General features: G+C 58.1%; 24 protein-coding genes. 9 read left to right on the forward strand and 15 right to left on the reverse strand.

Going from position 1 to position 24,249, the window contains the following annotated elements; translation table 11 throughout:
• Positions 1 to 9 precede the first annotated feature (9 nt).
• Positions 10 to 876 carry an N-carbamoylputrescine amidase gene (gene aguB / locus AC0V60_RS15525; RefSeq protein ID WP_486179323.1) on the reverse strand — a complete coding sequence of 289 codons (867 nt, stop codon included), beginning with the start codon at positions 874 to 876 and terminating at the stop codon, positions 10 to 12.
• A gap of 17 nt (positions 877 to 893) precedes the next feature.
• On the reverse strand, positions 894 to 1,760 hold the full coding sequence (locus AC0V60_RS15530) for a class I SAM-dependent methyltransferase (protein ID WP_486179324.1): 867 nt from the start codon (positions 1,758 to 1,760) through the stop codon (positions 894 to 896).
• Positions 1,761 to 1,894: 134 nt separating this feature from the next.
• Between AC0V60_RS15530 and msrA the strand changes: the two genes are divergently transcribed.
• Both msrA and AC0V60_RS15540 read left to right on the forward strand, forming a co-directional pair.
• Positions 1,895 to 2,440 (forward strand): peptide-methionine (S)-S-oxide reductase MsrA, encoded by a 546-nt coding sequence (gene msrA / locus AC0V60_RS15535; protein WP_486179325.1) that lies wholly within the window; start codon positions 1,895 to 1,897, stop codon positions 2,438 to 2,440.
• Positions 2,441 to 2,454: 14 nt separating this feature from the next.
• Positions 2,455 to 3,285, forward strand: coding sequence for a hypothetical protein (locus AC0V60_RS15540; RefSeq protein ID WP_486179326.1), 831 nt, complete (start codon positions 2,455 to 2,457; stop codon positions 3,283 to 3,285).
• On the opposite strand, the gene AC0V60_RS15545 is transcribed toward AC0V60_RS15540, so the two are convergent.
• The gene (locus tag AC0V60_RS15545) at positions 3,269 to 4,510 is read right to left on the reverse strand and encodes an RsmB/NOP family class I SAM-dependent RNA methyltransferase (protein WP_486179327.1); all 1,242 of its coding nucleotides are present in this window, start codon (positions 4,508 to 4,510) and stop codon (positions 3,269 to 3,271) included. The two genes, AC0V60_RS15540 and AC0V60_RS15545, sit on opposite strands and share 17 nt — an antisense overlap.
• 58 nt (positions 4,511 to 4,568) lie before the next feature.
• Between AC0V60_RS15545 and AC0V60_RS15550 the strand changes: the two genes are divergently transcribed.
• Positions 4,569 to 4,739 (forward strand): DUF1674 domain-containing protein, encoded by a 171-nt coding sequence (locus AC0V60_RS15550; protein WP_486179328.1) that lies wholly within the window; start codon positions 4,569 to 4,571, stop codon positions 4,737 to 4,739.
• A gap of 119 nt (positions 4,740 to 4,858) precedes the next feature.
• Here AC0V60_RS15550 and AC0V60_RS15555 read toward each other — a convergent pair whose 3' ends face one another.
• The 4 genes from AC0V60_RS15555 to AC0V60_RS15570 form a co-directional block, all read right to left on the reverse strand.
• The gene (locus AC0V60_RS15555) at positions 4,859 to 6,268 is read right to left on the reverse strand and encodes a cytochrome P450 (protein ID WP_486179329.1); all 1,410 of its coding nucleotides are present in this window, start codon (positions 6,266 to 6,268) and stop codon (positions 4,859 to 4,861) included.
• A 163-nt stretch (positions 6,269 to 6,431) separates the two neighbouring features.
• Positions 6,432 to 7,466, reverse strand: coding sequence for a ferrochelatase (gene hemH, locus AC0V60_RS15560; protein ID WP_486179330.1), 1,035 nt, complete (start codon positions 7,464 to 7,466; stop codon positions 6,432 to 6,434).
• 101 nt (positions 7,467 to 7,567) lie between these two features.
• Positions 7,568 to 9,844 (reverse strand): molybdopterin cofactor-binding domain-containing protein, encoded by a 2,277-nt coding sequence (locus AC0V60_RS15565; RefSeq protein ID WP_486179331.1) that lies wholly within the window; start codon positions 9,842 to 9,844, stop codon positions 7,568 to 7,570.
• Positions 9,845 to 9,847: 3 nt separating this feature from the next.
• Positions 9,848 to 10,861, reverse strand: a complete 1,014-nt coding sequence (locus AC0V60_RS15570) for an Mrp/NBP35 family ATP-binding protein (RefSeq protein ID WP_486179332.1) — start codon at positions 10,859 to 10,861, stop codon at positions 9,848 to 9,850.
• 75 nt (positions 10,862 to 10,936) lie between these two features.
• On the opposite strand from AC0V60_RS15570, the gene hflK reads away from it, so the two are divergent.
• From hflK to AC0V60_RS15585, 3 genes are all read left to right on the forward strand, one after another.
• Entirely contained in the window at positions 10,937 to 12,097 is a 1,161-nt protein-coding gene (gene hflK / locus AC0V60_RS15575; RefSeq protein WP_486179333.1) for a protease modulator HflK, read from the forward strand.
• Between the two features lies 1 nt (position 12,098).
• Positions 12,099 to 12,941 carry a protease modulator HflC gene (gene hflC, locus AC0V60_RS15580; protein WP_486179334.1) on the forward strand — a complete coding sequence of 281 codons (843 nt, stop codon included), beginning with the start codon at positions 12,099 to 12,101 and terminating at the stop codon, positions 12,939 to 12,941.
• 174 nt (positions 12,942 to 13,115) lie between these two features.
• A complete protein-coding gene (locus tag AC0V60_RS15585; protein WP_486179335.1) occupies positions 13,116 to 14,648 on the forward strand; it encodes a Do family serine endopeptidase in 1,533 nt (510 codons plus the stop codon).
• A gap of 67 nt (positions 14,649 to 14,715) precedes the next feature.
• Here AC0V60_RS15585 and AC0V60_RS15590 read toward each other — a convergent pair whose 3' ends face one another.
• The 4 genes from AC0V60_RS15590 to AC0V60_RS15605 form a co-directional block, all read right to left on the reverse strand.
• Positions 14,716 to 16,944 (reverse strand): transglycosylase domain-containing protein, encoded by a 2,229-nt coding sequence (locus tag AC0V60_RS15590; RefSeq protein ID WP_486179336.1) that lies wholly within the window; start codon positions 16,942 to 16,944, stop codon positions 14,716 to 14,718.
• 143 nt (positions 16,945 to 17,087) lie between these two features.
• Entirely contained in the window at positions 17,088 to 17,492 is a 405-nt protein-coding gene (msrB, locus tag AC0V60_RS15595) for a peptide-methionine (R)-S-oxide reductase MsrB (RefSeq protein WP_486179337.1), read from the reverse strand.
• A gap of 15 nt (positions 17,493 to 17,507) precedes the next feature.
• Positions 17,508 to 18,179, reverse strand: a complete 672-nt coding sequence (locus AC0V60_RS15600; RefSeq protein ID WP_486179338.1) for a glutathione S-transferase family protein — start codon at positions 18,177 to 18,179, stop codon at positions 17,508 to 17,510.
• A gap of 66 nt (positions 18,180 to 18,245) precedes the next feature.
• Complete coding sequence (locus AC0V60_RS15605; RefSeq protein WP_486179339.1) at positions 18,246 to 18,650, reverse strand: hypothetical protein; 405 nt, start codon at positions 18,648 to 18,650, stop codon at positions 18,246 to 18,248.
• 116 nt (positions 18,651 to 18,766) lie between these two features.
• On the opposite strand from AC0V60_RS15605, the gene AC0V60_RS15610 reads away from it, so the two are divergent.
• Positions 18,767 to 19,159: a VOC family protein gene (locus tag AC0V60_RS15610; protein WP_486179340.1), complete on the forward strand. Its 393-nt coding sequence runs from the start codon at positions 18,767 to 18,769 to the stop codon at positions 19,157 to 19,159.
• 3 nt (positions 19,160 to 19,162) lie between these two features.
• Here the strand turns inward: AC0V60_RS15610 and metW are convergent, their stop codons facing one another.
• On the reverse strand, positions 19,163 to 19,762 hold the full coding sequence (gene metW / locus AC0V60_RS15615; RefSeq protein WP_486179341.1) for a methionine biosynthesis protein MetW: 600 nt from the start codon (positions 19,760 to 19,762) through the stop codon (positions 19,163 to 19,165).
• Entirely contained in the window at positions 19,759 to 20,856 is a 1,098-nt protein-coding gene (metX, locus tag AC0V60_RS15620; protein WP_486179342.1) for a homoserine O-acetyltransferase MetX, read from the reverse strand. The genes metW and metX overlap by 4 nt, the downstream gene beginning before the upstream one ends.
• Before the next feature lie 96 nt (positions 20,857 to 20,952).
• Here metX and hisC point away from each other — a divergent pair, with 96 nt between their 5' ends.
• Positions 20,953 to 22,065, forward strand: coding sequence for a histidinol-phosphate transaminase (gene hisC / locus AC0V60_RS15625; RefSeq protein ID WP_486179343.1), 1,113 nt, complete (start codon positions 20,953 to 20,955; stop codon positions 22,063 to 22,065).
• A complete protein-coding gene (locus AC0V60_RS15630; protein WP_486179344.1) occupies positions 22,062 to 22,982 on the forward strand; it encodes a prephenate/arogenate dehydrogenase family protein in 921 nt (306 codons plus the stop codon). Before hisC ends, AC0V60_RS15630 begins: the two co-directional genes overlap by 4 nt.
• Here the strand turns inward: AC0V60_RS15630 and AC0V60_RS15635 are convergent.
• Together AC0V60_RS15635 and AC0V60_RS15640 are read right to left on the reverse strand one after the other, a co-directional pair.
• A complete protein-coding gene (locus tag AC0V60_RS15635) occupies positions 22,979 to 23,638 on the reverse strand; it encodes a lysophospholipid acyltransferase family protein (protein ID WP_486179345.1) in 660 nt (219 codons plus the stop codon). The two genes, AC0V60_RS15630 and AC0V60_RS15635, sit on opposite strands and share 4 nt — an antisense overlap.
• Before the next feature lie 71 nt (positions 23,639 to 23,709).
• Positions 23,710 to 24,246, reverse strand: a complete 537-nt coding sequence (locus AC0V60_RS15640) for a YdcF family protein (protein WP_486179346.1) — start codon at positions 24,244 to 24,246, stop codon at positions 23,710 to 23,712.
• Positions 24,247 to 24,249: the final 3 nt, after the last annotated feature.

A 24,249-nucleotide genomic window follows, 5' to 3' on the forward strand; every position in this document is an offset into this window, starting at 1 on the left:
GATAATCGCTCAGATATCTTCCGCGATCCGGCCATAAAGCTGGGGGCGGCGGTCGCGAAAGAAGCCCATGCCTGCGCGGTGCTTAGCCGCTCTTGTAAGGTCGAGCGCCGTGACCAGAACGCCCGTCTCCTCAGCGCCGAATTCTTCGGCCAAATCTCCCCATTCGTCGGTAATGAAGGAGTGGCCGTAGAAGCTCTGATCGCCTTCTTTACCGATCCGGTTGGCGGCAATCACCGGCATGCAATTGGACACCGCGTGCCCGGCCATTGCGCGGCGCCACATGCGGCTGGTGTCCAGATCCTCGTCGTAAGGCTCTGACCCAATCGCGGTCGGATAAAACAACACCTCCGCGCCTTGGAGAGCCATCACCCGCGCTGCTTCAGGATACCATTGATCCCAGCAAATCCCGACGCCAATGCGCACACTCGCTCCGTCATCCGCCGGGATATCCCAGATTTTGAACCCTTGGTTCCCCGGGCGGAAATAGAATTTCTCTTCATACCCTGGACCATCGGGAATATGGCTTTTGCGGTATGTCCCCATGATCTCGCCATCAGGGCCAATCATCGCGAGCGTGTTGTAATAATGGTGACCATCACGCTCAAAGAAACTGGTGGGGATGGCCACTTTAAGCTTTGAAGCAAGCTCTTGCATCGCGGTCACGCTGGGGTGCTCAGCAGTGGGCCGAGCGAGCGCAAACAGCGCCTCGTCCTCTTGCGCGCAGAAGTATGCGCCTGAAAACAGCTCGGGAGGCAATATCACCTTAGCTCCGCGCGCCGCAGCCTCTTCGACCAAAGCGCCAACAGCGGCGATGTTCTCGCCCTCATCATCGCGGCAAAGCGCAAGTTGAAGGGCGGCAACAGTAAGAATGCTCATGATGCCGCCCTGATTCCTTAGTCCGCTTTTTTGAACAGCAGGGTCATACGGTCGCTTTCACCGATAGCACGGTGCTTGGCCATTTCTTCTTCGCTTTGGCGGCCAAAGCTAAACGATGGAGGAAGCGTCCACACACCGCCTTCATAGTCTGCAGTGTCTTTAGGGTTGGCGTTGACTTCGCTGCTGGAGACAAGCTCAAAACCGTTGACCTCAAACATCTTCACAACAACGTCCACCGGCAGATAGCCTTTTTGCTGGCCGACATAATTGTCCCATGATGCACCTTCGGGCGCGCGGTGCTGTACCACACCGATCATGCCATCATCTTTGAGCATCATGCGCGCGCCGCGGATGATGTCATGGGCCGTATTGCCGATGTTAAGCCCGTGCATTGAGCGGAAGATCACCACGCGGTCGACCGTGCCAGCGAGCTCTTCTGGCATTTCGTCGATTTCAAAAGCGGTGACGTCTTGCGCTTCGACTTCCATCATTTCGGCCACGCTCGATTGGAAACTCTCAGTCCAACCTTTGGCGCGTGCCTCTTGAGCGCGGCTGCGATACGTCCGGCCATCGCTGTCACCATTGAAGGCAATATATTTGCCCGCGGGCATAATATACGGCGCAAGGACGCGGGTGTACCAACCGCCGCCTGGGCCATATTCTGCAACCGTCATCGTCGGCTCGACACCAAAGAACGCGAGCGTTTCTGCTGGATTGCGATATTGGTCGCGTGCGCCATCATCGCCGCGGCGTTCATGAGCGAGCACATCGGCAAGGGCTGGGGCAGCTTCATCATGATCGTCGGCTGCAACAGGAGCAGCAAGCGTGATCATGGCAGAGCTTGCAGCAAAAAGGGCAAGCGGGGCAAAAGACTTGAATTTCATGAGTAGGGATCCTCTCTCAGTCAGACTGCCCCTAATTCTAGGGCGTGATCAGCACATGACAAGAGAACCTGAGGGGTCTTTCGCAAATAACCTTCACCACCTATGTCCTGGCGAAACGAGTGATCGGAGAATATATGGAACAGGCAATTGTCGCAGGCGGATGCTTTTGGTGCACCGAAGCGGTGTTCCGCGATGTGATTGGCGTGAGTGAAGTGGAAAGCGGATATATCGGCGGCACGGTCGCTAACCCCACGTACAAACAAGTGTGCACCGGGTCGACCGGCCATGCTGAGGGCGTCCGCGTGACCTATGATCCCAATGCCATCAGCCTTGCCGAGATTTACGACGTGTTCCTTGGCACGCATGATCCCGCCCAGCTGAACCGGCAGGGCAATGACATCGGCACCCAGTACCGCAGCGCGATCTTCCCGCTGAATGCTGCTCAAGGCGAGGAAGCCAAGGCTGCGATTGACCGGTGGAATGCGGACAATGGCAAAGCGGCTGTCACCACTGTCGAGGGTCTGGAAGGCGATGCGCAAACTGCCATTTGGTATCCTGCAGAAGACTATCATCAGGAATATTGGGACGGCGAAGGCCAGCGCAATCCTTACTGCCTCGCGGTCATTCCCCCCAAGATCATGAAACTGCGCAAGAGTTTTCAGAAATATGTGAAGAGCTAGGCGCGGGAACGCCGATGGCTCCTCAACATCCGTCCAACAGCTATTCGTCCAGCCATGAAGTTCGCGGCGATGGATCAGTGGCCTTCGTCTGTTCTTTGGATGCAAAGGCCAACCCTTGGCTAGCCCTGCCGCCCCATCATCCTGTGGTCGTTCAGACGCAGAGCTTTTGGACCGCTGTTGGCGCATCAACGGCTTTGAATGGATGGGACGAGACCAAGTGGACAGCGCTCACCTGGATTGATTGGGAGCTTGGCGATGCCAGCGGCGGCCATGCGATACGCGGTGTCTACGAGCGCGGCGAGCAGGATGGGGAGCTTGGATATTCGCTGGTTCTCTTCAATAAAAGCGGCGCGCCGGTGGTCACCATTCGCGGACGCGGCGTGGTCTTTCGCAATCGAAATTTTGAAGAATGGCGCGCGAGCGCGAAGAAAGAGGCCCAGAGAAAGGGACAGCAAAATGCGGTTTCTGCTGCGTTTCCTTATGCCGACCCCCGCACGCTTGGCCTTACCGAAGGGGAGCGCGTGTTTGTTGCGCCATTTGATAAAGCCAAGGGTTATATCGAGGCCTTGGTAACGGATGAAAACGGATTTCCTCCGGGCAATGCCTTTATCGGCGGGTCAGGCGACCATGTGAACTCAACCCATTTGCACGAACTTGCGCGTCAGGCTCTGTTTCTTTTCAAGGGGCGAACCGGTATTGATACCAGCGGTGAGATGACGATGAAACGCTATGTCGAATTGGGCGCGCCGGTGAGGTTCAATGTCGCGAGTGTTGGCGAAAACAGCGTCACATTTGAAGTGGAGCAAATAGGAAAACCCTGCGCCTCAGTCACCCTGCGCTTTTAATCCACCGGCCCACGAAAAATCCGTCCAGCCCGCCTTGCTCGCGCAGCATTCCCGGATGGGTGCGCAGCCTGCCTTCCGGGTTCGGCTCAAGGTTGGCGGGTAGATCATTCGCCGTGATGGGGGCGGGCGTCAGGCCAAGATTGGCGTCGATCCACGCTGCTTGGCTCTCGCCTTCTTCGGGCTCGAGCGAACACACCGCATAAACCATCATTCCGCCCGGTTTGAGCCAATGCGCAGCCTTTTCAATCAGAGCGCGCTGTATCTCGGCCATCTCCGCAATCTGGCGCGGGCCAATGCGGTGGAGCACATCGGGGTGGCGGCGGCAGGTGCCTGTTGCGGTGCACGGCGCGTCTAATAGGACGGCGTCAAACGCATGCTTGGGCTCCCACGTCAGGGCATCAGCGCGCAAAGGTGAGGCCTTTAGGCCGGTGCGTTTGAGGTTTTCTTTTAGGACAGCCAAACGCCGCTTTGAAATGTCGAGGGCTGTGACCTTCCATCCGTTCGCAGCCAAAGCCATGGTTTTGCCGCCGGGCGCTGCGCACAGGTCTAAGGCGTGCTGACCTTCACCTTTGCCAAGAAGGCGCGCCGGCAATTGTGCCGCCAAGTCCTGGACCCACCACGCGCCCTCATTATATCCCTCGACTTTCTCAATCGGGGTGCCGCGCGGCATGCGAATGTGACCGGGGGCAAAACTCTCCCCGCCAAGTTTGGCCTGCCACTGATCCGTTTGGCTCTCATCCTTTAAATGGAGGTCAACTTCGGGTGGCCGGATCAGGCCCTCGGCCATCCCTTCCCACCGCTGCGCAAACCGCTCAGGCAATGTTGGCATTGCGGGCAATTGAGCTTCCCGCTTCATGAGGGCCGAGAAAACCCCGTGCGCCAGCCGCCTTGGACCGCCGGACAGCAGCGGCAGACCGGTTGCGATCACCGCATGAGGCGGCGTCTCCAACCTTAAAGCCTGTGCGAGCATCAACCGCAACACGCTGCGCGGTTTCGCATCTTCGGGAAGCGGTTTCTTAGTCGCGCTGTCGATCAAAGCGTCGAGATCGGCCAACCACCGCAGCGTTTCGCCTACGATTGCCCGTGCCAAGGCTTGGTCGGGGGCTTTTCGAACATCCCTTAAGGCACCGGGCGCGGCCTGTTCCAAGGTCTCCCCCCGGCGTAAGACGGCATCGAGCATCTTGAGCGCGGCGCGGCGCGCGTGAATTCCGGAAGGCTGTACCATAGGGCGGGTGCTTACTCTTCCTTGAAACTAAGCGCCACTTTGCGCATTGGATAAAGTGATGACCCAGAAAAAATCACCCGCTGCACTAACTTTCACAAAACCCAAGCATTGGACCAACGATCCAGCGCCCGAGCCAAGAGCGGTCGATCCCAACAAGGATGAGCCCCGCGATCTTTCCCCGACCCGCTACGGCGATTGGGAGAAAGACGGCATCGCCTGGGACTTTTGAGGATTGTTTGTTTTTCGCCCCCGCATCCGCGGGTGCATCCTCGGTGCTAATCCCTCCATTTCATTCCGGGGCACCTGCGGGCGCCCGGTCGGGCTTGCGACGCCTTTGGCGCCGTTAGGTCACAACTTCTTTAACTCGATCTTGAGCCCATCTTTGGGCTGCGGGATCGGCCATGGTTGCCAATCGGGCGCATAGCCTTCTTCGGCCTCAATCCGGTAGCGTTGCAGCAGCTGCGACAGCAAAATCTTCACCTGCATATACGCAAAGTGCAGCCCAATACACATATGCGCGCCTCCGCCAAAGGGCACCCAAGCGTATTTGTGCCGCGCCTTCACCTTGTCAGGCGTGAAACGCATCGGATCAAAGGTCATGGGATCGTCCCAATATTCCTCTGAATGGTGGGTCCAGTGGATGTTGATGCCAACCGATTGGCCCGCTGGAATGCGGTATCCCTCGAACTCAAATTCTTTGAGCGCGCGGCGCGGCATCGACGGCACTGGCGGCATCATGCGCATGGTTTCCTTAAACGCCATCTCAAGCAGTTCGAGCCTGCCTAAGTCTTCATATGCAAGCGGGCGCGGGTTGCCATTCGCATCGGGACCGCCGGTCACCGTGAACATCTCACCGCGAAGTTTCTCCTGCCATTCCGGCTGGGCCGCGAGGTAATACATGAACGATGTGGCCGACGAGGTGATCGTGTCGTGCGCAGCCATCATCAGGAAGCTCATGTGATCAACCACGGCATCGACAGGCAAAAGCTCGCCGTCTTCGGTCGTCGCCGTCGCAAACTGGCTGAACATGTCTTGCCCGCCGCCTTCTGCTCTGCGCCGGATAACTTCGCGGGTGAGAAACTCGACCATATAGGCGCGGCCCTCAACGCCCTTTTTCATCTTGGTGAAGGGGAGCGGTTTTCTGACAGGGGCAACGCTCGCCTGTACCATATCGACAAAAGCTGTGTTGATCTTGTCGGCTTCCGGGCCCCATGGAATGCCAAGGAAGCTGTCCGCAGCAAGGTCCAGCGTCAGGCTTTTGATCGCTGGATTAAACTGCATGGGGCCTTCCCAACCATCAACTTCGCGCGCAATTCCTGAATTCAGCGCCCCGCAATAATGCTTCATCGGCTGAGGTTTGAACGCGATAGAAAGCGCACGGCGGTCAATCCGGTGGTGGTCAAAATCCATCAACATCAGCCCGCGTGGAAACAGCTGATCGAGAACCGGCCCCCAGCCTTGCTCACTTGAGAAAATCTTGTCTTTGTTGAACAAAACCAGCTCGTTCGCATCTGCCCCAATGAGCGATACATTCCAGCCGCCGAAAGCTTTGACTTTGTACACCTTGCCGTAGGTTTCCACCATGCGCTTGGTAAACCCGTGGGGATCATTGAGCTGCGTGAAGGTATGGCCCACCAACGGCATTCCTGCCTCACCCGGAATATGCGCGATATCCGCCTCATCCGGTTTCCCTTCGCTCCAGTGCGAAAAGCTTGCAGGATTTGACCCCATGGTCTGCGGCTCGGCTAAACTTGCCATCGTAATCTCTGCTCCAAAAACCTGAGAAATCGGTATGCGACCTGCAACTTACAAAAATGTAAGGGGCCCGCCAAGCCCTACATGCCATCGCCGGCGCTCGGCGGGCAAGAGTGGCGGTGCGGTGCCTATTCGCTCCAAAAATGGCGCAGCACCGCTGTGACCATTACGCCCAGCCGCTAAGCTCACGGCCAATCATCGCTTTAAGCATCTGTATGCCAGAACCAGAGACGTTGAGGCATTCAAGCACGGCAAATTCCTCGCCGCCCGCCTCAAAGAATTCATTGCGGCCTTCCAGCGCCAATTCTTCCAAAGTCTCCACGCAGTCAGCCGAAAATCCAGGGGCAGCCACCACAAGGCGTTTCGTGCCCTTCTCGCCTTCTGCCTCCAGAGTGTCATCGGTCGCAGGCTCCAGCCATTGCGCCGGGCCAAAACGAGATTGGAAGGTGGTTTCGAACCGCACCCCTTCCCATTCGGGCCTGCCTTGCAACCGCTCCCGCAAGAGGCGCGAGGTTTTCTGACAATGGCAGTGATAAGGGTCACCCTTTTCAAGCGTGCGCTGCGGCATACCGTGAAAGCTTAAAAGCATAACCTCTGGCTTAAAGCTGAGAGCGCTCACCTGCCGCGTCAGATCATCGGCGAGCGCATTCAGATAGAGCTCTTCATCGTGATAGGGCGGGAGAAAGCGCAGCGCAGGCTGCCAGCGCATACCCCCCAGCACGCGCGCGACCTCATCAAAAACGGTCGCCGTGGTGGCTGCGGAATATTGCGGGTACATGGGCGCGATCAAAATGCGGTCGCAGCCATTGTCCATCAACTTGGTCAACTGCGTTTCAAGGGACGGCTTGCCATAACGCATGGCGTAATCAACGACCACGTTCTCGCCAAACTGACCCGCAATCGCCTCTGCTTGACGCGAGGTGATATCAGCGAGCGGCGAGCCGCGATCGGTCCAAATTTTGGAATAGGCCTTTGCGCTTTTGGCAGGGCGGGTGTTCAAAATAATCCCGCGAAGGATCGGCTGCCAGGCAAACGCAGGGATTTCAATAACGCGCCGGTCTGACAAAAACTGCTTGAGATAGCGCTTCACTGACCCTGGATCAGGCGCATCAGGCGTTCCCAAATTGACGAGAAGCACACCCACCGACCCGCTCAAAACGGCTGGGTGATCATTGGGTAGATGTTGTTTTTGCCAAGTCATGAGTGGGGAAAACGCTTCACAATTGAATTTGGGTCCAAGCCCAGAAATAAACATGCGTGACAATGAAATCCCATAGGATTCCGGCGTGATCCCTCACACTTCTACAGCCCTCCAGGAAGGAGAGGCAGTCGTCTTAACCGCAAGCCTGTAGCGGAAAACAGCGCATTCGCAATAGCAGGCGGTACAACAGTGGCGCCCAATTCGCCCGGGTCAGCGTAAGGTGCAGCGCTAGGCAGCACATCAACAATAACCTCCGGGCAGTCGGCAAGCTTGGGAAGGCCAAGGGAGCCGTAGTCGAAGCTTTCAGGCAGCCCGCCGCGCATTTGCGGTGAATTGCCAAGCGCCACGCCAAGGCCGAAAAGCAGGCCCCCTTCGATCTGCTGGCGCACGATATCGAGGTTGATTGGATTGCCGATATCCACCGCTGCGGTAAGCTGCGTCACACGCAGCCCGCCCTCGCCGCGCCGGGCGGTGGCAACGCAGGCAATGCGCCCGCCGGTCTCGGCATCGCCAATACGGTAGCAGGCAAGCCCTTGCCCGCTCTGATCAAGCCCTCCGCCCCATTCCGCTAGCGATGCAGCGCGTTGCAGGCAGGCTGCGAGGCGAACATCCGATCCCAGCATCGACATGCGATATGACAGAGGCTCTCGGTTGGTCTCTCGCGCGACCTCGTCAACAAAACTCTCAATCCCAAAGGCGCTGGCGATATGAGCATTGCCGCGCACGCGCCCTGCTGGATAACCGGTTTCAACCGGAATGTGGCGCACAGTAACGCTGGGTAGCTCATAAGATGGGACCATGCCTTGCACCGCGAGCGTATCCTTCTGCCCAGTGGTCTCGCGGATCGCGGCCCAGGGGGTGAGATTGCCAAACAGACGGCGACCGAATTCGTGAGAGGAGGGAGGTGTCGCAACGCGCAGTTTGAGCGCGTCGATGCTTCCACCTGACGGAGCAGGCCCATCTCCGCCTGCCAATTGCGCACCGATAAGGGCGTAGACAGGCGCATGAGGCCTTGCGTTGACGATCTCCTCTCGCCGTGACCACGTAAGCTGGACCGGGCGGCCCAATTCCTGTGCGATTTGCGCCACTTCGATGGCGTGATCATGCTCCAGCCGCGCATCGAAACTGCCTCCTGCGGACATAGGATAGAGCGCGACGTCCTCTATATTAAGACCCACGGCCTTGGCAGCGGCGGCGCGGGCTTGTTCTGGGGCCTGGGATGCTATCCAAAGTTCAAGTCGGCCTTGCGTGAGGTTCGCAGCCGCGCTTGCGGTTTCTACAGGAGCGGCGTGGAACGGCTCCACCTCGTATCGCCGCGCTATATCGACGCGGGTCATTGCCTCTTCGCCAAAGCCCGTCTCAGACACTTTGAAACTGTCACCTGAGGTTAAAAGCGTATCGAGCCTTGCAGCGATATCTTCGCTGCTAACGGGAAAGTCGGTGGTGAATTGCGGGCGCATCTTGACCAGTGCGCGCTCGGCAGCCCAGCTTGTGGTGGCAGCAACAGCCAGCCAGCGCTTGGTGCGCACTGCTCCCACAACACCGCTGATACCGTTTGCGCCGTCTGCATCAAAATCGGTAAGCTCGCTGCCATTGTTGGGCCCGTGCCGGATGGCGGCAAAGACCATGCCGGGAAGCCGCACGTCGCCTGCAAAACGGTGTGAACCATCAACTTTGGATGGAAGGTCGATGCGAGGGAGTGCGTCGCCTTCGGTTTGCGCGCGTTCAGCGCTTGTCTCTGGCCGAAGCGGCGGCGGATCAGGCGGCGATTGCTCAGCAGCGCCAGCGGCAAGCTCTCCAAAACTTGCTTGGTTGTCGCCCCATGTGACGACACCGTTTTCGACCTCGCACTCTTCCCAGGATGTTCCCCAGCGATCCGCCGCTTCCATCGCCAGCATTGCGCGCGCGGCAGCGGCCGCTTCGCGCGCAGGCGTTTCATAGGCTGCCAAAGAGCTGCCATCAGCCGTCGCGGTGAAAGCGTTTGATGTCGCAAAACGCTCCGCCAGATATTCGTCGCCCCCATCTGAAAGCCCCGCGGTCAGCGGGTCCCAAAGCTCGATCCAGCGCTGCGCCAAAACCGTGTTGGGATAGGCGGCTGCGGCTGCCGCCGGTTCCACTGCAATCTGCCGCCAATCCGCGCCCAATTCCTCAGCAACAACTTGCGGCAGGAGCGTTGTAATCCCCTGTCCCATCTCCAATTGCGGGACAGCGACAGAGACAACTCCATCTTCGGCAACTTTGAGCCAAGCGCCCATCACATGCTCGCCGCGCGCCGGGGTCAGCGGGTTGGGATAAGTCCGGGGCAAGGCCCACCATGCAACAAGAAGCCCGCCGCCAATCGCAGCGCCTCCTATCACTCCTCTGCGTGTGACTTGCATACGCTAGACTTTGCCGTTTGTGATCCAGCGATCAAGGGCCGCTGCCACCTCTATAAACGGCTGCGCGCCTGCATCATCGCTTAGAGCTGGGGGCATGCCCGCATCGCCAGCAAGCCGCGTCTCCATCGTGAGCGGTATCTTGCCGAGGAATGGGATCTCTAAAGCGCCTGCAAATTTCTCCACGCCGCCTTCACCAAAAGGGTTGGAGACATGCCCGCATTCGGGGCAAGCATAGCCCGACATATTCTCAACGAGGCCGATAATCGGCACATCGCCGTCTTCGAAAAGTTGGCCTGCACGCGCTGCATCCATGAGGGCCAAATCCTGCGGCGTGGACACCAGCACCGCGCCATCGGGTTTGTTGTCGGCCAGCATCGAAATCTGCACATCACCTGTGCCCGGCGGCAGGTCGATGAGGAGAAGCTCGGTGTCGCCCCATTGCGCATCGACGATCTGATTGAGCGCTTTACCCGCCATTGGCCCCCGCCATGCGAGCGCTTTTCCTTGCGCGACCAAATTGCCCATCGAGAGCATTTTGACCCCATGCGGGCTTTCAATCGGGACCAGCTTGTCGCCGTCGGCTTCCGCCTTTGATTTCTCGGTGGCTAGCAGGCGCGCTTGGCTTGGCCCGTAGATATCGCCGTCGATAACGCCAACTTTGCGGCCCATCTTTGCCAGAGCCACCGCCAAATTGGTGGTAAGGGTCGATTTGCCAACACCGCCTTTGCCCGACCCCACCGCGATAATCATCCGCTTGCGCCGGTCCGCGATCAAAGCGGTTCGCACATCCTTGACTTCAGGCAGAGCGCCCAGCGCCTCTTCCACCAATTTCTCCAGCTCTTCGCGGGCCTTCGCCCCCAAGTCGCCGGCTTCTGCGACGATAATAGCGCGCCCATCTTTGAGCCTTGCAGATCGGACTCGCCCCTGAATTTCGACCGGCAAAGCGCCCCGCAAAAGAGCTTCGTCATTCTCAAGGTTTGCGCCACGGTGGGGGTCTGATGGAGTGTCATTGCTCATAGCAAAGGGCCTCTAACATCAAAATCCGTGTTTCAACCCCTGTTTTTCCTGCAAACGCATACCTATAGAAGGGGAATGCGAATTTTTGATGGTTTGAGAAAACAGTTTGGCCTCGCGATGGCCGGTAAGAAAAACCCCTGGGGTAAGTCCTCGGGCGGTGGCTCAGAATCGGGAGGAGAGGGACCTTCGGGCGGTAGTTCTGATGGACCCGGTAAACCAGGTCCGGGTAAAGAAGGGCCGCGCAACCCTTGGCTTCCCGGCGGTGGTGGCTCGGATGACGGCAAACGCCGCTCGGCCAGCATTGAGGACATCTTCAAGAACAAAGGCCCCGAAGGCCCGCGCCGCGCAGGCGGCGGGGGCGGCGGTCCCTCGTTTCGTTTTCCGGACCGTCCCGGCGGCGGGAGCTGGCTCCCGATTGCGCTGGTTGCGATTGGCGCGGTCTGGCTGATTTTTTCGAGCGTGCATTTTATCCAGCCGGGTGAACAGGCAACCGTCACTCGGTTCGGCGGCAAGTTTGTGGGTACGTTTGAACAAGGCACCAATTGGTCGCTTCCGTACCCGGCCTCCGTTGTACAGGTGGAAAACGTCGAAGCAGCGCGGATCGAAGAGGTCCCCAGCAAGCTCATCCTGACGGGCGACCAGAACCTCGTTGACCTCAGCTATTCGGTGCGTTGGAACATCAATGACCTCTCGCTTTTCCAGTTCCAGCTGCAAGACCCCATTGAAACCGTTCGCGAGGCCGCTGAAACAGCGATGCGTTCGTCGGTTGCAGAAAAAACGCTCGACACCGTGATCTCGGGTGAAGGTCGCGCTGACATACAAGGCAATGTGCAAACCCGCATGCAAGGCATCCTCGACAGTTACGGCGCAGGCATTACGGTGCTTGGTATCGAAGTCGACAAAACCGATCCGCCTGAAAGTGTGGTCGAGGCCTTTAATGATGTGCTCGCTGCCCAGCAGGATGCCGAGCGCGAATTGAACGGTGCACGCCGATATTCACAGCGCCTTCTTGCCCGTGCAGAAGGTGATGCAGAGCAGTTCAACCAAATTTACGGCCAATATCGTCTCGCTCCGCAGGTGACACGCCGCAGGATGTATTACGAGACAATGGAAGCTGTTCTTAGCCGCACTGACAAAACCGTGATTGATGCCAATGGCGTGACCCCGTACTTGCCGCTTCGTGAAGTCGAAAGACGCCAAGCCCAACCCGCGGCGCCAGCGGCAGGGGGACAGTAACATGGAAAATATCTGGAACCGTTTCCGCTTTCCGATCATCGCCGTAGGCGTTTTGATAGCGGTGGCTGCATCAACCTTGTTCGTGACGCCTGAGACCAAACAGGCCGTCATCATCCGAACAGGTGAGCCGCAAGACATCGTCAATATGTACAATCCTGATGACCCCTATGGTCAGACAGGGGCTGGCTTCTGGTGGCGCATTCCGTTCGTTGACCGCGTGCAAATGGTCGAACGCCGCGTGCTCGACCTTGATATGGACAATGAGCAGGTGCTCACCAGCGATCAGCAGCGCCTCAGGGTGAATGCATATGCGCGCTACCGGATCATCCAGCCGGTAAACATGATTGAGCGTGCCGGTGATGAGACGCGCCTCAACGCTCAGCTTGCGCGGATCTTGCGCTCTGCATTGCGTCAGGAACTGGGCCGCCGGACATTTGCGAGCCTTCTGACTGCAGAGCGCGGTAATGCGATGAGCCGGATTCGCGAAACACTCGATACGCAGTCGCGCGAATATGGTGCGCAGATTATTGATGTGCGGATCAAAGCGGCTGACCTGCCTGAAGGAACGCCTCTGGAAGCCGCCTTCACCAGGATGATTTCCGAACGCCAAGAGCAGGCCGAGACCATCCGTGCGCAAGGCCGCAAAAATGCGCAGATCATCCGCGCCGAAGCCGACGCAGAGGCAGCAGCAACCTATGCTAGCGCCTATGGCAAAGACCCTGAATTTTACGATTTCTACCGCGCCATGGAGAGCTATCGCCAGACCTTCATCAATGGAGAAGGCGACAGCACAATGGTGCTTGATGCAGACAATGAGTATTTCAATCAGTTCAACGGACAGTAGTTAGGCTTTATCGGCGTCAACGGTAACCGATCAACAGCAGACTGCGAACTACCGACTACATCCGTGTTCAATTGCGGTTAAGTGCGTCTAAGGCCTAACAGTAGACGTAACTTAAAGTATCTTGGAAGGCTCCGTTCCGTCGGACGCCCGAATGCAAGGAAGGAATGAGAGGACGTGAGCAACGTGCGGTATGTTTATGGACTGACGAGCGCGCTTTTGGTGGGCGGTGCAGCGGTTTCGCTGATGACCGGTATCCCAGCAGGGGCGCAAGTGGCGCAAAACGATTCGAGCGTGATGAGCGATATGGTGCCTCAGGCAGGCGCTCCAGCGAGTTTCGCCGATTTGACGCAGCAATTGCAGCCCGCGGTGGTCAATATCGCAACGCGCCAATCGGTTGAGGTCAACCGCAACCCGTTTGCTGGCACGCCTTTCGCAGAACTCTTTAATCGCCGCGGCGGCAATCAACCACAGCGCCGCGAAGCGCAGTCGCTCGGCTCGGGCTTCATCATTAGCGCCGATGGTTTCGTGGTCACCAACAATCACGTGGTTGCCCCTGATAACCGGGCACGATTGGAAGAGATCACTGTCACATTCCCTGACGGCACAGAATATGAAGCGGAGTTGGTTGGCGCAGATGCGGCATCCGACCTGGCTGTGCTCAAGATCAAATCAGACAAAGCCTTCCCATTCGTGAGATTCGGCAACAGCGCCGAGGCGCGTGTGGGCGAATGGGTCGTAGCCATCGGCAATCCCTTTGGCCTTGGCGGTACGGTGACTTCTGGCATCATCTCAGCAGTTTACCGCAACACCGGACAAGGCGGCGCCTATGACCGCTTTATTCAGACCGACGCCAGTATCAACCGGGGCAACTCGGGCGGTCCGCTGTTTGACATGCGCGGCAATGTGATCGGTATCAACAATGCGATCTTCTCGCCTTCTGGCGGCAGTGTCGGCATCGGTTTTGCCATTCCCAGCGAGATCGCGGCACCAATCGTCGACCAATTGAAGCAAGGTCAGGAGATCGAGCGCGGCTATCTTGGCGTTAGCCTTGAGCCGATCAACGATGATTTGGCCGATTCGCTCGGCCTTGATCGCAATCGCGGTGAGCTTGTCCAGCTTGTGACCGATGACAGCCCCGCTGAAAAAGCCGGCATGCAAGCGGGCGACATCATCGTTGAAGTCAATGGCCGCGAGGTTTCTTCCGATCAGACGGTCTCCTTCCTGGTCGCCAATATCAATCCGGGTGAAACCGTTCCTGTGAAGATTCTTCGCGAGGGCCGTGAGATTGAATTTAACACGACGCTTGCGAAACGGCCCAGCCCCGAGGAATTGGCGGAGCAGCAGCAGACTTTTGACCCCGATTCAGATGAACCGATGAACCCGGATCAGATGGACGACCAGATCGCGGAGAAACTCGGCCTGCAAGTGCTCGAATTGACCCCGCAAATCGCGCGCAGCCTTGGCGTTGATGCTGGGACAGTAGGTCTTGTCGTGGGAGCGGTGGATCCAAACTCAGACGCTGGCCGCAAAGGTCTTCGCCGCGGTGATGTGATCCTTTCCGCAAACTACAACGCAACGGGCACGGTCGAAGCTCTGCGCGAGCAAATCACCGCCGCCGAAGATGCAGGACGCGACGCTGTTCTGCTGCGCATCCAGCGCAGAGGCCAACCGCCGCGCTTCTTACCGGTTCGGCTTAGAGCGAACTAAGCACTGAATAGCGACGAATACGAAAAGCCCCCGGAGCAGCAACGCTTCGGGGGCTTTTTCTTTGCCGCTAACGCCGTTCGAACTCTAGCGGAGGATCATCCTCCAGAAATGCCGGATCAATTGCCGAGGGCGGCGGTGTGGGAGGAGGCCCTCGGGGTGAGCGCGGTGCGCCGCCAATGGCTTGTTCCAAAAAGTCATCGCTCACCGCTTGTGGGGGCTCCTCTACGCGCGGAGCCCCGCGCTCGCCCTCAACGTCGAACGCCGGGCTTTCACTCTCGCGGCGTCCAGGCTCCACCAGATTGCCCTGTTCATCAATGAAGTAATAATCATCCGGATCGCCAAACAGCGCCTCTTCATCAGGCTCCAATTGCCATTCGGGCAGGTTCAGTTCGGTGTCGAATTTCTCTTCGGGCCGGTCTTTGACAGCATAGCGCATATAGGCGGCAAAAGCGCGGGCAGGCGCGCGGCCCCCTTGAAGGCCGGCAACCTTTTTGGCGTCATCACGGCCCATCCAAACGCCCGTGGTTATCCCGCTGGAGAAGCCCACAAACCACCCGTCCTTATTGGAGCTCGTAGTGCCGGTCTTGCCAGCAACAGGCCGCCCGATTTGGGCCGCGCGGCCTGTGCCGGTCTGCACTGCGGCTTGCAGCAGATCGGTGATGCCAGCGGCCACATAATCAGGTACCAGCTTGCTCTCTCGCGCTTTCTTGTGCTCGAAGATTGTCTCCCCATCGGCGGTCACAACCTTTGTGATGCCATAAGGCTCCACCGCCATGCCGCGCGCTGAAATCCCGGCAAAGGCCTGTGTCATCTCTAGCAGTCGCACTTCGGAAGCGCCGAGCACCATTGAGGGGAAAGTCGACACAGGCGAACTCACCCCGAACCGCCGCGCCATGGAGGCGACAGTGCCAAAGCCCACCTCGTTGCCGAGCTGGGCCGCGACCGTGTTGATCGAATATGCGAAGGAGGTGCGAAGGCTCGTCTCCCCCACGTTGCGGCCATTGGAATTGCGCGGGCTCCACCCGTCAATGGTGACCGGCACATCCTTGACCTTGTCATCGGGCGTGTATCCCGCTTCCAAAGCGGCGAGATAGACGAACAATTTCCAAGAGGAGCCCGGTTGGCGCATGGCGTCAGTGGCGCGGTTAAAATTGCTCTCAACGTAATCGGTGCCCCCCACCAAAGCGAGGATTGCGCCGTCGCGGTCAAGGCTTACAAGAGCGCCTTGTGCACCATCAGGTGAATTGGCCTTTACCGCAGCGGTTGCTGCGCGCTGCATGCCGACATCCAGAGTGGTGTGCACCTCCAATGGAGCATTGGTCTCTGGCAGGATCAGGTCGAGTTGAGGCAGCACATAGTCAGTGAAATAGCGCACCGAATTCTGGCCCGACTGCTGCTTGAGCTCCACAGTGTCCACATCCACCGAAGCTTGATCCGCCGTGATATAGCCCTGTTCGCGCATCAGCCGCAGCACAACAGCGGCGCGGTCAACAGCGGCTTGCACATCGGCAGTGGGGGAATAGCGGCTCGGCGCTTTCACTAGGCCAGCGATGATCGAGGCTTCGGCGACGCTTAAGTTTTTACCCGGGTGACTGAAAAATTTGCGGCTTGCAGAGTCCACGCCGTACGCGCCGCCGCCAAAGTAGACCTTATTGAGGTAAAGCTCGAGGATCTGCTCCTTGGAAAACTTCCATTCCAGCGCCATCGCGAGTATCGCCTCGCGCGCTTTGCGATCAAAGGTCCGGTTGGAGGACAGGAACAAATTGCGCGCCAACTGCTGAGAGATGGTCGATGTGCCGCCGACCCGAGAGCGCGCTCCTGTAAATCCTTCGACAACCGCGCCTGTGGTTCGGATCGGGTCGATGCCGTAGTGCGAGTAAAACCGCTTGTCCTCGACCGCAACCATGGCGTTGCGCATGTTTTCCGGAATGTCTTCAAAGGCGAGCCATTCACCAAAGCTTGGCCCGATTTCGACAATCTCACTGCCATCGCGTGACAGAACCCGGATGGTCTGTCCCGCCTGGCTCGATTGCAATTGGTAAAAACTTGGAAGCGAGCGGGCGGCAAATCCAACCGCAAAGGCAAGAAATACAGCGCCCAAAAGAGCGGCAAGCCCGCCAAACAGCGCAGCCCGCTTGGTCCATTTCCACAAGGGGCGGGGAGCGCCTTCGCGCTTCAGCTTGGCCTTTTTAGAAGAGGAGGGGCTCTTTTTCGTGCCCACTGACGCGCGTTCAGACGCCGCGCGGCGAGAGCCACGCTTGCTCTTGTTCGAGATGTTATCACCTCGCTTCGACATCTAGCGTTTCTGCACTCTCTCGGCTTCCACTTGCCCAATTTCCGACACAACATGCCTGAGCAAGTTGTAACGAGCGGTGAACGCTAGGGACAGGCTCAACCCCATAGATGAGCAAAATTATACGCCAAATTATGCGGAAACGCTCATTTCTCGGGCGCAAATTCGAGCGCTGCTGAGTTGATGCAATAGCGAAGTCCGCCTTGTTCCGGCGGTCCATCGGGAAAGACGTGCCCCAAATGGCCGTTGCATTTCCCGCAGCGCACCTCGGTTCGGATCATGCCGAAAGAGACATCGCGGTGTTCATCAATAACATCTTCATCGGCAGGCTTAGTGAAAGCAGGCCAGCCGCATCCCGAATTGTATTTGGCAGCCGCGACAAACAGGCGCGTGCCGCATGCTGCGCACATATATTCGCCGTTCTCATAGAATTTGTCGTATTTGCCAGTGAAGGCCCGCTCGGTCCCTGCCTCGCGCAGGATGTGAAACTGTTCAGCCGAGAGGCGTGTCCGCCATTCTTCTTCGGTAACGGTTTTGGGATCGTCAGTCATTGCGTGCTCCTAACCTTACCCATCCACGAGTGCATAGTGCGCAGGCGGTTTGATCACGTCCATACGCTCAGACAACAGCGGGCGAAAGCTTGGGCGGCTTTTGAATACTGAATACCAGCCGCGCGTTTGTTCATGACCTTTCCAATCTATCCCGCCAAGATAATCGGCAACGCTGATCTGCGCGGCTGCTGCGAGGTCTGCCAAGCTCATGGTGGAGCCTGCAAGCCAAGGCCGGTTATCGATAAGCCAATCCATATAATCCAGATGCCCGTGCGCATTCTTCATCGCATCGCGCAGAACGGCGGAATTGGGGGGCTGTTTATAGACAAGCCGCTTTTTCATCCGCTCCATCAACAATGGCCCGGTCACATCGGCGTAGAAATTTTCATCGAACAAAGCGATGAGCCGCCGGATTTCCGCGCGGCCCGCAGCTGTCCCATTGATCATGGGCGAGATATCGACAGTCTCTTCGAAATACTCACTGATCGCGCGGCTGTCGGCAAGTGTGACCTTCTTCTCCTCATTCACCACCACCGGCGTTGTACCCGCAGCGTTGAGGTTGGGGAACATTTCAGAAGGGGCCCAAGGGTCTTCGCGCACCAGTTCATAGGCAATGCCCTTCTCCCCCATGAGAAGACGGATTTTTCGCGAAAACGGACAGAGAGGAAATTGGTAGACTTGCCACATTGCAAGACCGCTTATGCCTCAAGCGAACGGCAAAAGCCACAAGGCGCGCCGGAAATTGGTCGCCCTTTACCCACCTCTTGCCGAGCTTGCCTCAAGCAGCGCCAAACACGCAGGCATCATAGCTTCAACGCCTGCAAAATTGTCGCTCTCGTGACGGGCTTTTTCGGCCGTGACCAGGCGCGTTACGTCGCTGCGCTCCAGCTCATATCTGTCAATCAGGCGGACCATGGCGCGAAGGAAAAATTCCCGCGCATTTGCCTCTTTCAGACTTGGCCAGGCAGACCCGCGATCAACGCCAGCGTCCTGCCACCCCTGCACAATGGCAAACGCCATCCCGCAGCGCGGCGCGGTCGCTTCCTCGATGGAAAGGTCAGCAAACGTGGCAGGTTTATCAGCAGCAGGCGCCGCAGAAGGGGCCGCTGCCTGAAGCGCTAGGGGCGCGATCAGCGCGGCGATGATTGAAGTTGTCATGGTCTCTCTCTTATCCTGCGCCGTCTGAACGTGCGACTACAAATGAAAGAGCTTGCCGCGTCCCTTTTTGCAACCTACCTCCATTGCTGTTCAATGCATGAGAGGAGAGATATTCCATGCTCAACCATACAATGATCGGCTCCAACGATATTGAGAAGTCCAAGGCGTTCTACAATGCAGCGCTTGGCGTTCTTGGTGCAAGCGAGCCTATGGTGCACGTCGCTGACACCGGGCACACCCGTCTGTTTTACATGCACAATGGCTCTACTTTCGCGGTGAGCGAGCCGATCAATGATAAGCCTGCTGAACCCTCAAACGGTTTTACCATCGGTTTTGTGTGCGATTCTCCTGAGCAGATTCAGGAATTTCACGATGTAGCGGTCGCCAATGGCGGCACCACTTGCGAAGACCCTCCCGGCCTTCGTGAAGGTTCAATGGGCCCGATGTATCTGTGCTATTTCACTGATCCCGATGGCCACAAAATCTGCGGTATTCACCGTCCGGGCTAAGCCTCACCGGCTTAACTGAAATACAGCAATCTCAGCGCGCCAATTGGCTCCCAGTGGGCCGATGGCGCGCTCGTTTGCAAAGTTCCATTCAGCGGTGATTTTGGCGCCTTTTTTGGCCGCCAGCGCGCGGAAATCCTCCACTGTTACATGGTGGATATTCTCGGTCTCATACCAGCTTACCGGCAAGGCATTGGTGACCGGCATTTTGCCCCCGAACATCAGCGCGGCCCGCGTGCCCCAATGGGCAAAATTGGGGAAGCTTACGAAAGCAACGTCAGCCACGCGCAGCAGCTCTTCGAGCACCAGATCAGGGCGATTGGCCGTCTGAAGCGTGCGGCTGAGCACGGCGAAATCAAAGCTCTTGTCGGGATAGTTGGCAAGGTCGGTGTTGGCATCGCCTTGAATCACTGACAGCCCTCTGGAAACGCAGCGTTCCACTTTCACTGGATCAAGCTCAACCCCGCGCACATCTGCGCCGTGCTCTGCCTCTAACGCAGCCATCAAAGCGCCGTCACCGCAGCCCACATCAAGGACGCGCGCACCGGGTTTTTCGCGGCCAATCTGGTCGGCGATGGCTGCAAGGTCGAAGCGTAATGCGCTCATTCGACAAACCCCCTGACAACGCGGTCCAATTGGTCATGGGGAAGCAGGAAGCTATCATGGCCAGCGTTTGCCGAAAGCTCGACAAAGCTCACCTTGGCAGAGGTCGCGTTCAGGGCGTGCACCACATGGCGGCTTTCCGCGGTGGGATACAGCCAATCGGTGTCGAAGCTCACAAGACAAAAGCGCGCGGACGTGCCCGCGAAAGCGTCCGCAAGTTTGCCGCCATGCTCCTCGGCGAGGTCGAAATAATCCATTGCGCGGGTGATGTAGAGGTAGGAGTTCGCATCAAAGCGCTGGGTAAACCCGCTGCCCTGATAGCGCAGATAACTCTCCACCTGAAAATCAGCCTCAAACCCGAAGCTCTTAGAATCGCGGTCTTGCAAACGGCGGCCGAACTTTTCGGTCAGGCCTTCTTCGGAGAGATAAGTGATATGCGCTGCCATGCGGGCCACGGCCAAGCCATTATCGGGTTTCGTATCCCCGTCATAATACGCCCCTTCTGCCCAATTGGGATCGGCCATGATCGCTTGGCGGCCTAGCTCATGGAAGGCGATGTTTTGGGCCGAATGGCGAGCGGTGGAGGCAAGCACAAGCACGCGCTCCGCTCGCTCCGGCCAATTGGCAGCAAGGCTGAGCGCTTGCATGCCTCCCATGGAACCTCCGATGACGGCGTGAAGCTTTTCAATCTCCAGTCCATCGAGCAGCGCGGCAAGCCCCCTCACCATATCGCGAATGGTGATGACCGGAAAGCGCATTGCGTAAGGAGCGCCATCGGGAGCCAGCGATGCAGGGCCGGTTGAGCCCATGCACGATCCAATCACATTGGCGCAGATCACATGGAAACGGTCTGTGTCGATTGGTTTTCCCGGCCCGACCATACGCTCCCACCAACCAGCCTTGCCAGTGATCGGATTTTTGCTTGCCACATATTGATCGAGGGTAAGCGCGTGACAAATGACGACCGCGTTCGATTTGTCTGCATTGAGCACGCCGTAGGTCTCGTAAGCGATCTCTGCGCCTAAAAGCACCTGCCCGCTATCCAGAGGCAAAGCGTCAGGCAGCGCGTAGATTTTCGAGGCAGATGAGGGCGTCATAACGGCTCAGCGACTTGGGGGAGCGGGCCCCTTGTGTCAATTAGGGCTTGTCAATTGGGCTATTCTTGCACGCCGTTAGCCGTTATCGCCCGCGCTATGACCAAGCGCCCCGAGCCCAAGCCCTATATAATGGGTATACACGCCTATGTGCCCGGCAAATCCGCTGGCGCAGATGGCAAGCCTTTGGTGAAGCTGTCCGCTAATGAGAACCCGCTGGGTTCATCCATTGCCGCGTTGGAGCAGCTTGAAGCGCCCCGCGGTTTCAGCACGGGCGCGGCCCCCTATCCTGACCCCGATTCCAAGGATGTGCGGGAGGCTCTGGGTCAACTGCATGTGCTCGATCCAGCGCGCATTGTGTGCGGCACGGGTTCGGATGAGCTGCTTAACCTTGCAGTTCAGGCATTCGCAGGCGCGGGCGATGAGGTGGTGTTTTCGCGCCATTCTTTTGCGGTTTACGACATCGCTGCGCGCCGCTGCGGAGCGGCACCTGTAGAGGTTGCTGATGTAGACTTTACTGCCGATGTGGACGCGCTTTTGGCGGCCGTGACCGAGCGCACTCGGGTGATGTTCCTCGCCAATCCCAACAATCCCACAGGCACATGGATTGCGCCTGCCGAGGTGAAGCGACTGCACGCTGGCCTTCCAAGCGACGTGCTTCTGGTCGTGGATGAAGCATATGCCGAGTATCTTGCCCCCGCGTTCCAACAGGTCGGATTTGATCTGGCAAAGGCCCACGACAATGTGCTCGTGACGCGCACGTTCTCTAAGATTTACGGCCTTGCGGCTGAACGCATTGGCTGGGCGACAGGAGCCTCCCATTTGATCGGCGCCCTTAATCGCATTCGCGGACCTTTTAATGTTACCACCAGCGGCCAAAGGGCAGCTCTCGCAGCCGTGGGGGATCAGGGTTTCGTGCGCGCCAGCCGAGAGCACAACACCATCGAGCGCTCCAAATTTGTCGAGGCCGTCACCGCTCTCGGCAATCATGGCCTTAGTGCTGTGCCGAGCGAGGCGAATTTCGTTCTTGTGCGCTTTGAGGGCGAAGTGACTGCTGAAAGCGCTCTTACGGCCCTTGCCAAAACAGGGTACGCCGTGCGCCACTTGCCTTCCCAAGGGCTGCCTGACGCGTTGCGGATCACTATCGGCAAATCTGAGGATATGGAGCAGGTGACGGCGTGTCTGCGAGAATTGTGCGGAGAGGCTTCATGACCATTCCCAAGAGCATTGAGAGCGTTGCGATTATCGGGCTCGGCTTGCTGGGCGGCTCAGTAGGCCTTGCGATCAAAGAGTATGCGGGGGAGATCACCACCAGGGGCTATGACCGTGACGACGATGTGCGCGCCCGTGCAGCTGAGCGAGGCCTATCGGACGAAGTCTGCGACAATCCCGCTGACGCGGTGCATGATGCCGATCTGGTCATCCTATGCGTGCCTGTAGGCGCGATGGAAGCCGCCGCCGCTGAGCTTACGGCGCATCTCAAGCCCGGCGCAATCATTTCAGATGTGGGCTCTTCCAAAGAGAGTGTAGCGAAAGCTCTCGCCAAGGCGTTGCCCGGCCACACCATTATCCCTGCCCACCCTGTGGCAGGCACAGAGCAAAGCGGACCAGAGGCAGGGTTCGCCGAGCTTTTTGCCAATCGGTGGTGCATTCTGACCCCGCCTGACGGTGCAGATGAAACGGCTGTTGCCGCGCTCTGCGGCTTCTGGACCAAGCTGGGCGCGAAGGTCGAATTGATGGATGCGGGCCATCACGATCTGGTCCTCGCCGTTACCAGTCACATCCCGCACCTCATCGCTTATACGATTGTGGGCACTGCGAGCGATTTGGAAGAAGTCACCCGGTCAGAAGTGATCAAATATTCCGCCGGGGGTTTTCGCGATTTCACCCGGATCGCAGCGTCTGATCCGGTGATGTGGCGCGATGTGTTCCTCAACAATAAAGGCGCAGTGCTTGAGGTGCTGGGCCGCTTCACCGAGGACCTCACCGCGCTCCAACGCGCGATCCGTTCAGGCGACGGCGATACACTGCATGACCTGTTCACCCGCACCCGCGCAATCAGGCGCGAGGTGATTGATCAAGGTCAGGATGATGAACGCCCAGACTTTGGACGCAAGGATCATAGCTAAGCGCTTGCGGGCAGAGAGCCTGACGGCACGCTTTCACCAGTATTGAGCGCATTGATGGCGCGATGAACGCGGGCCTCCATCTCAGCGCGCGGAAGGCCTGCGGGGATTGTCTCGCCCACTTTGTAAGTGATCGTTCCAGGCTGCTTTATCATTGGGTGATAAAACGGACCGCTGTTCACTGCGACCGGCACCACGGGCAGGCCTATAAGCTTATAAATCCCGGCAAATCCTGATTGCAGCGGCGGCTCTTTTCCGTGTGGCACGCGGGTGCCTTCGGGAAAGATCACCAGAGGCCGGCCTTCGCCAACCCGAACTTTCGCCAGAGAAATCATCTCGCGCAAAGCCCGCGCGCCCTTGTCGCGGGCGACCGGGACCAGACCATAGACTTTCGCCGAAAAACCCCAGCCCGGTATCCAAAACAGCTCTCGTTTTGCAAAGACCGTGGGGAAGCTGAACAAACGGGGCATATCAATCGCTTCAAAGAAGCTCTCATGCTTGACCGCGATCAGCACTGGCTCATCCGGGATCACGCCTTCCTGCACGATTTTGATGCCCAGAATGTTCTCAACGCACCAAATATGCCAAGCGCCCCAACGCGCGACCACGCCTTTAAGCGCCACCTGTCCCATCGGCACAGCGAGCACTGAGGCGACCACCAAAAGCGCACTGACCCCGTAAAAGAGGGGGTAAAAGAAAAGGCTGCGAATAAAGGGCAAGAGGTGCGTACTCAATAACCGAAAAGGCCAGCTATAAAACTGGCGATCAGCTTGTGATATTCAAGGAAGAGGCTGGCAAGACTTGGAGCAGACGGAACCGCATCACGAACCAGCGTGACGCCTTCGGGCAGCGTTCGCGACACTTCGCCCGCCGCTCTTCGCATATGCCAATCGGTCGTCACCAGACGGATGGAGCGAATGTTTTGCTGTTTTACCCATGCCGCAGTCTCAGTCGCATTGCCCCGGGTGTCCACCGCCATAAATCCAAGCGTGACGCAGCAATCCATCTGTTCTGGAGAAACGCCGAATTCCGCCGCAAACTCGCCGGGTTTAACCTCCGGATCAACGCCCGTGACGAGCATGCGCGGGGCAAAACCAGCATCCAGCACCGTAAGCCCCTGTGCAATCCGTCCAGCGCCGCCAGTGGCGACAATCACAGCCTCTGTTTTCTCATTGCCCGCAGGCTGAGGCAATGCGACCGTGAACCACAAAAAGCCAAGCGCCCAGACCATGAGCACGGTGGCAGCAATATTGCGAGCAGTCTTCATCCC

The sequence above is a fragment of the Erythrobacter sp. S259 genome, from assembly GCF_057364965.1.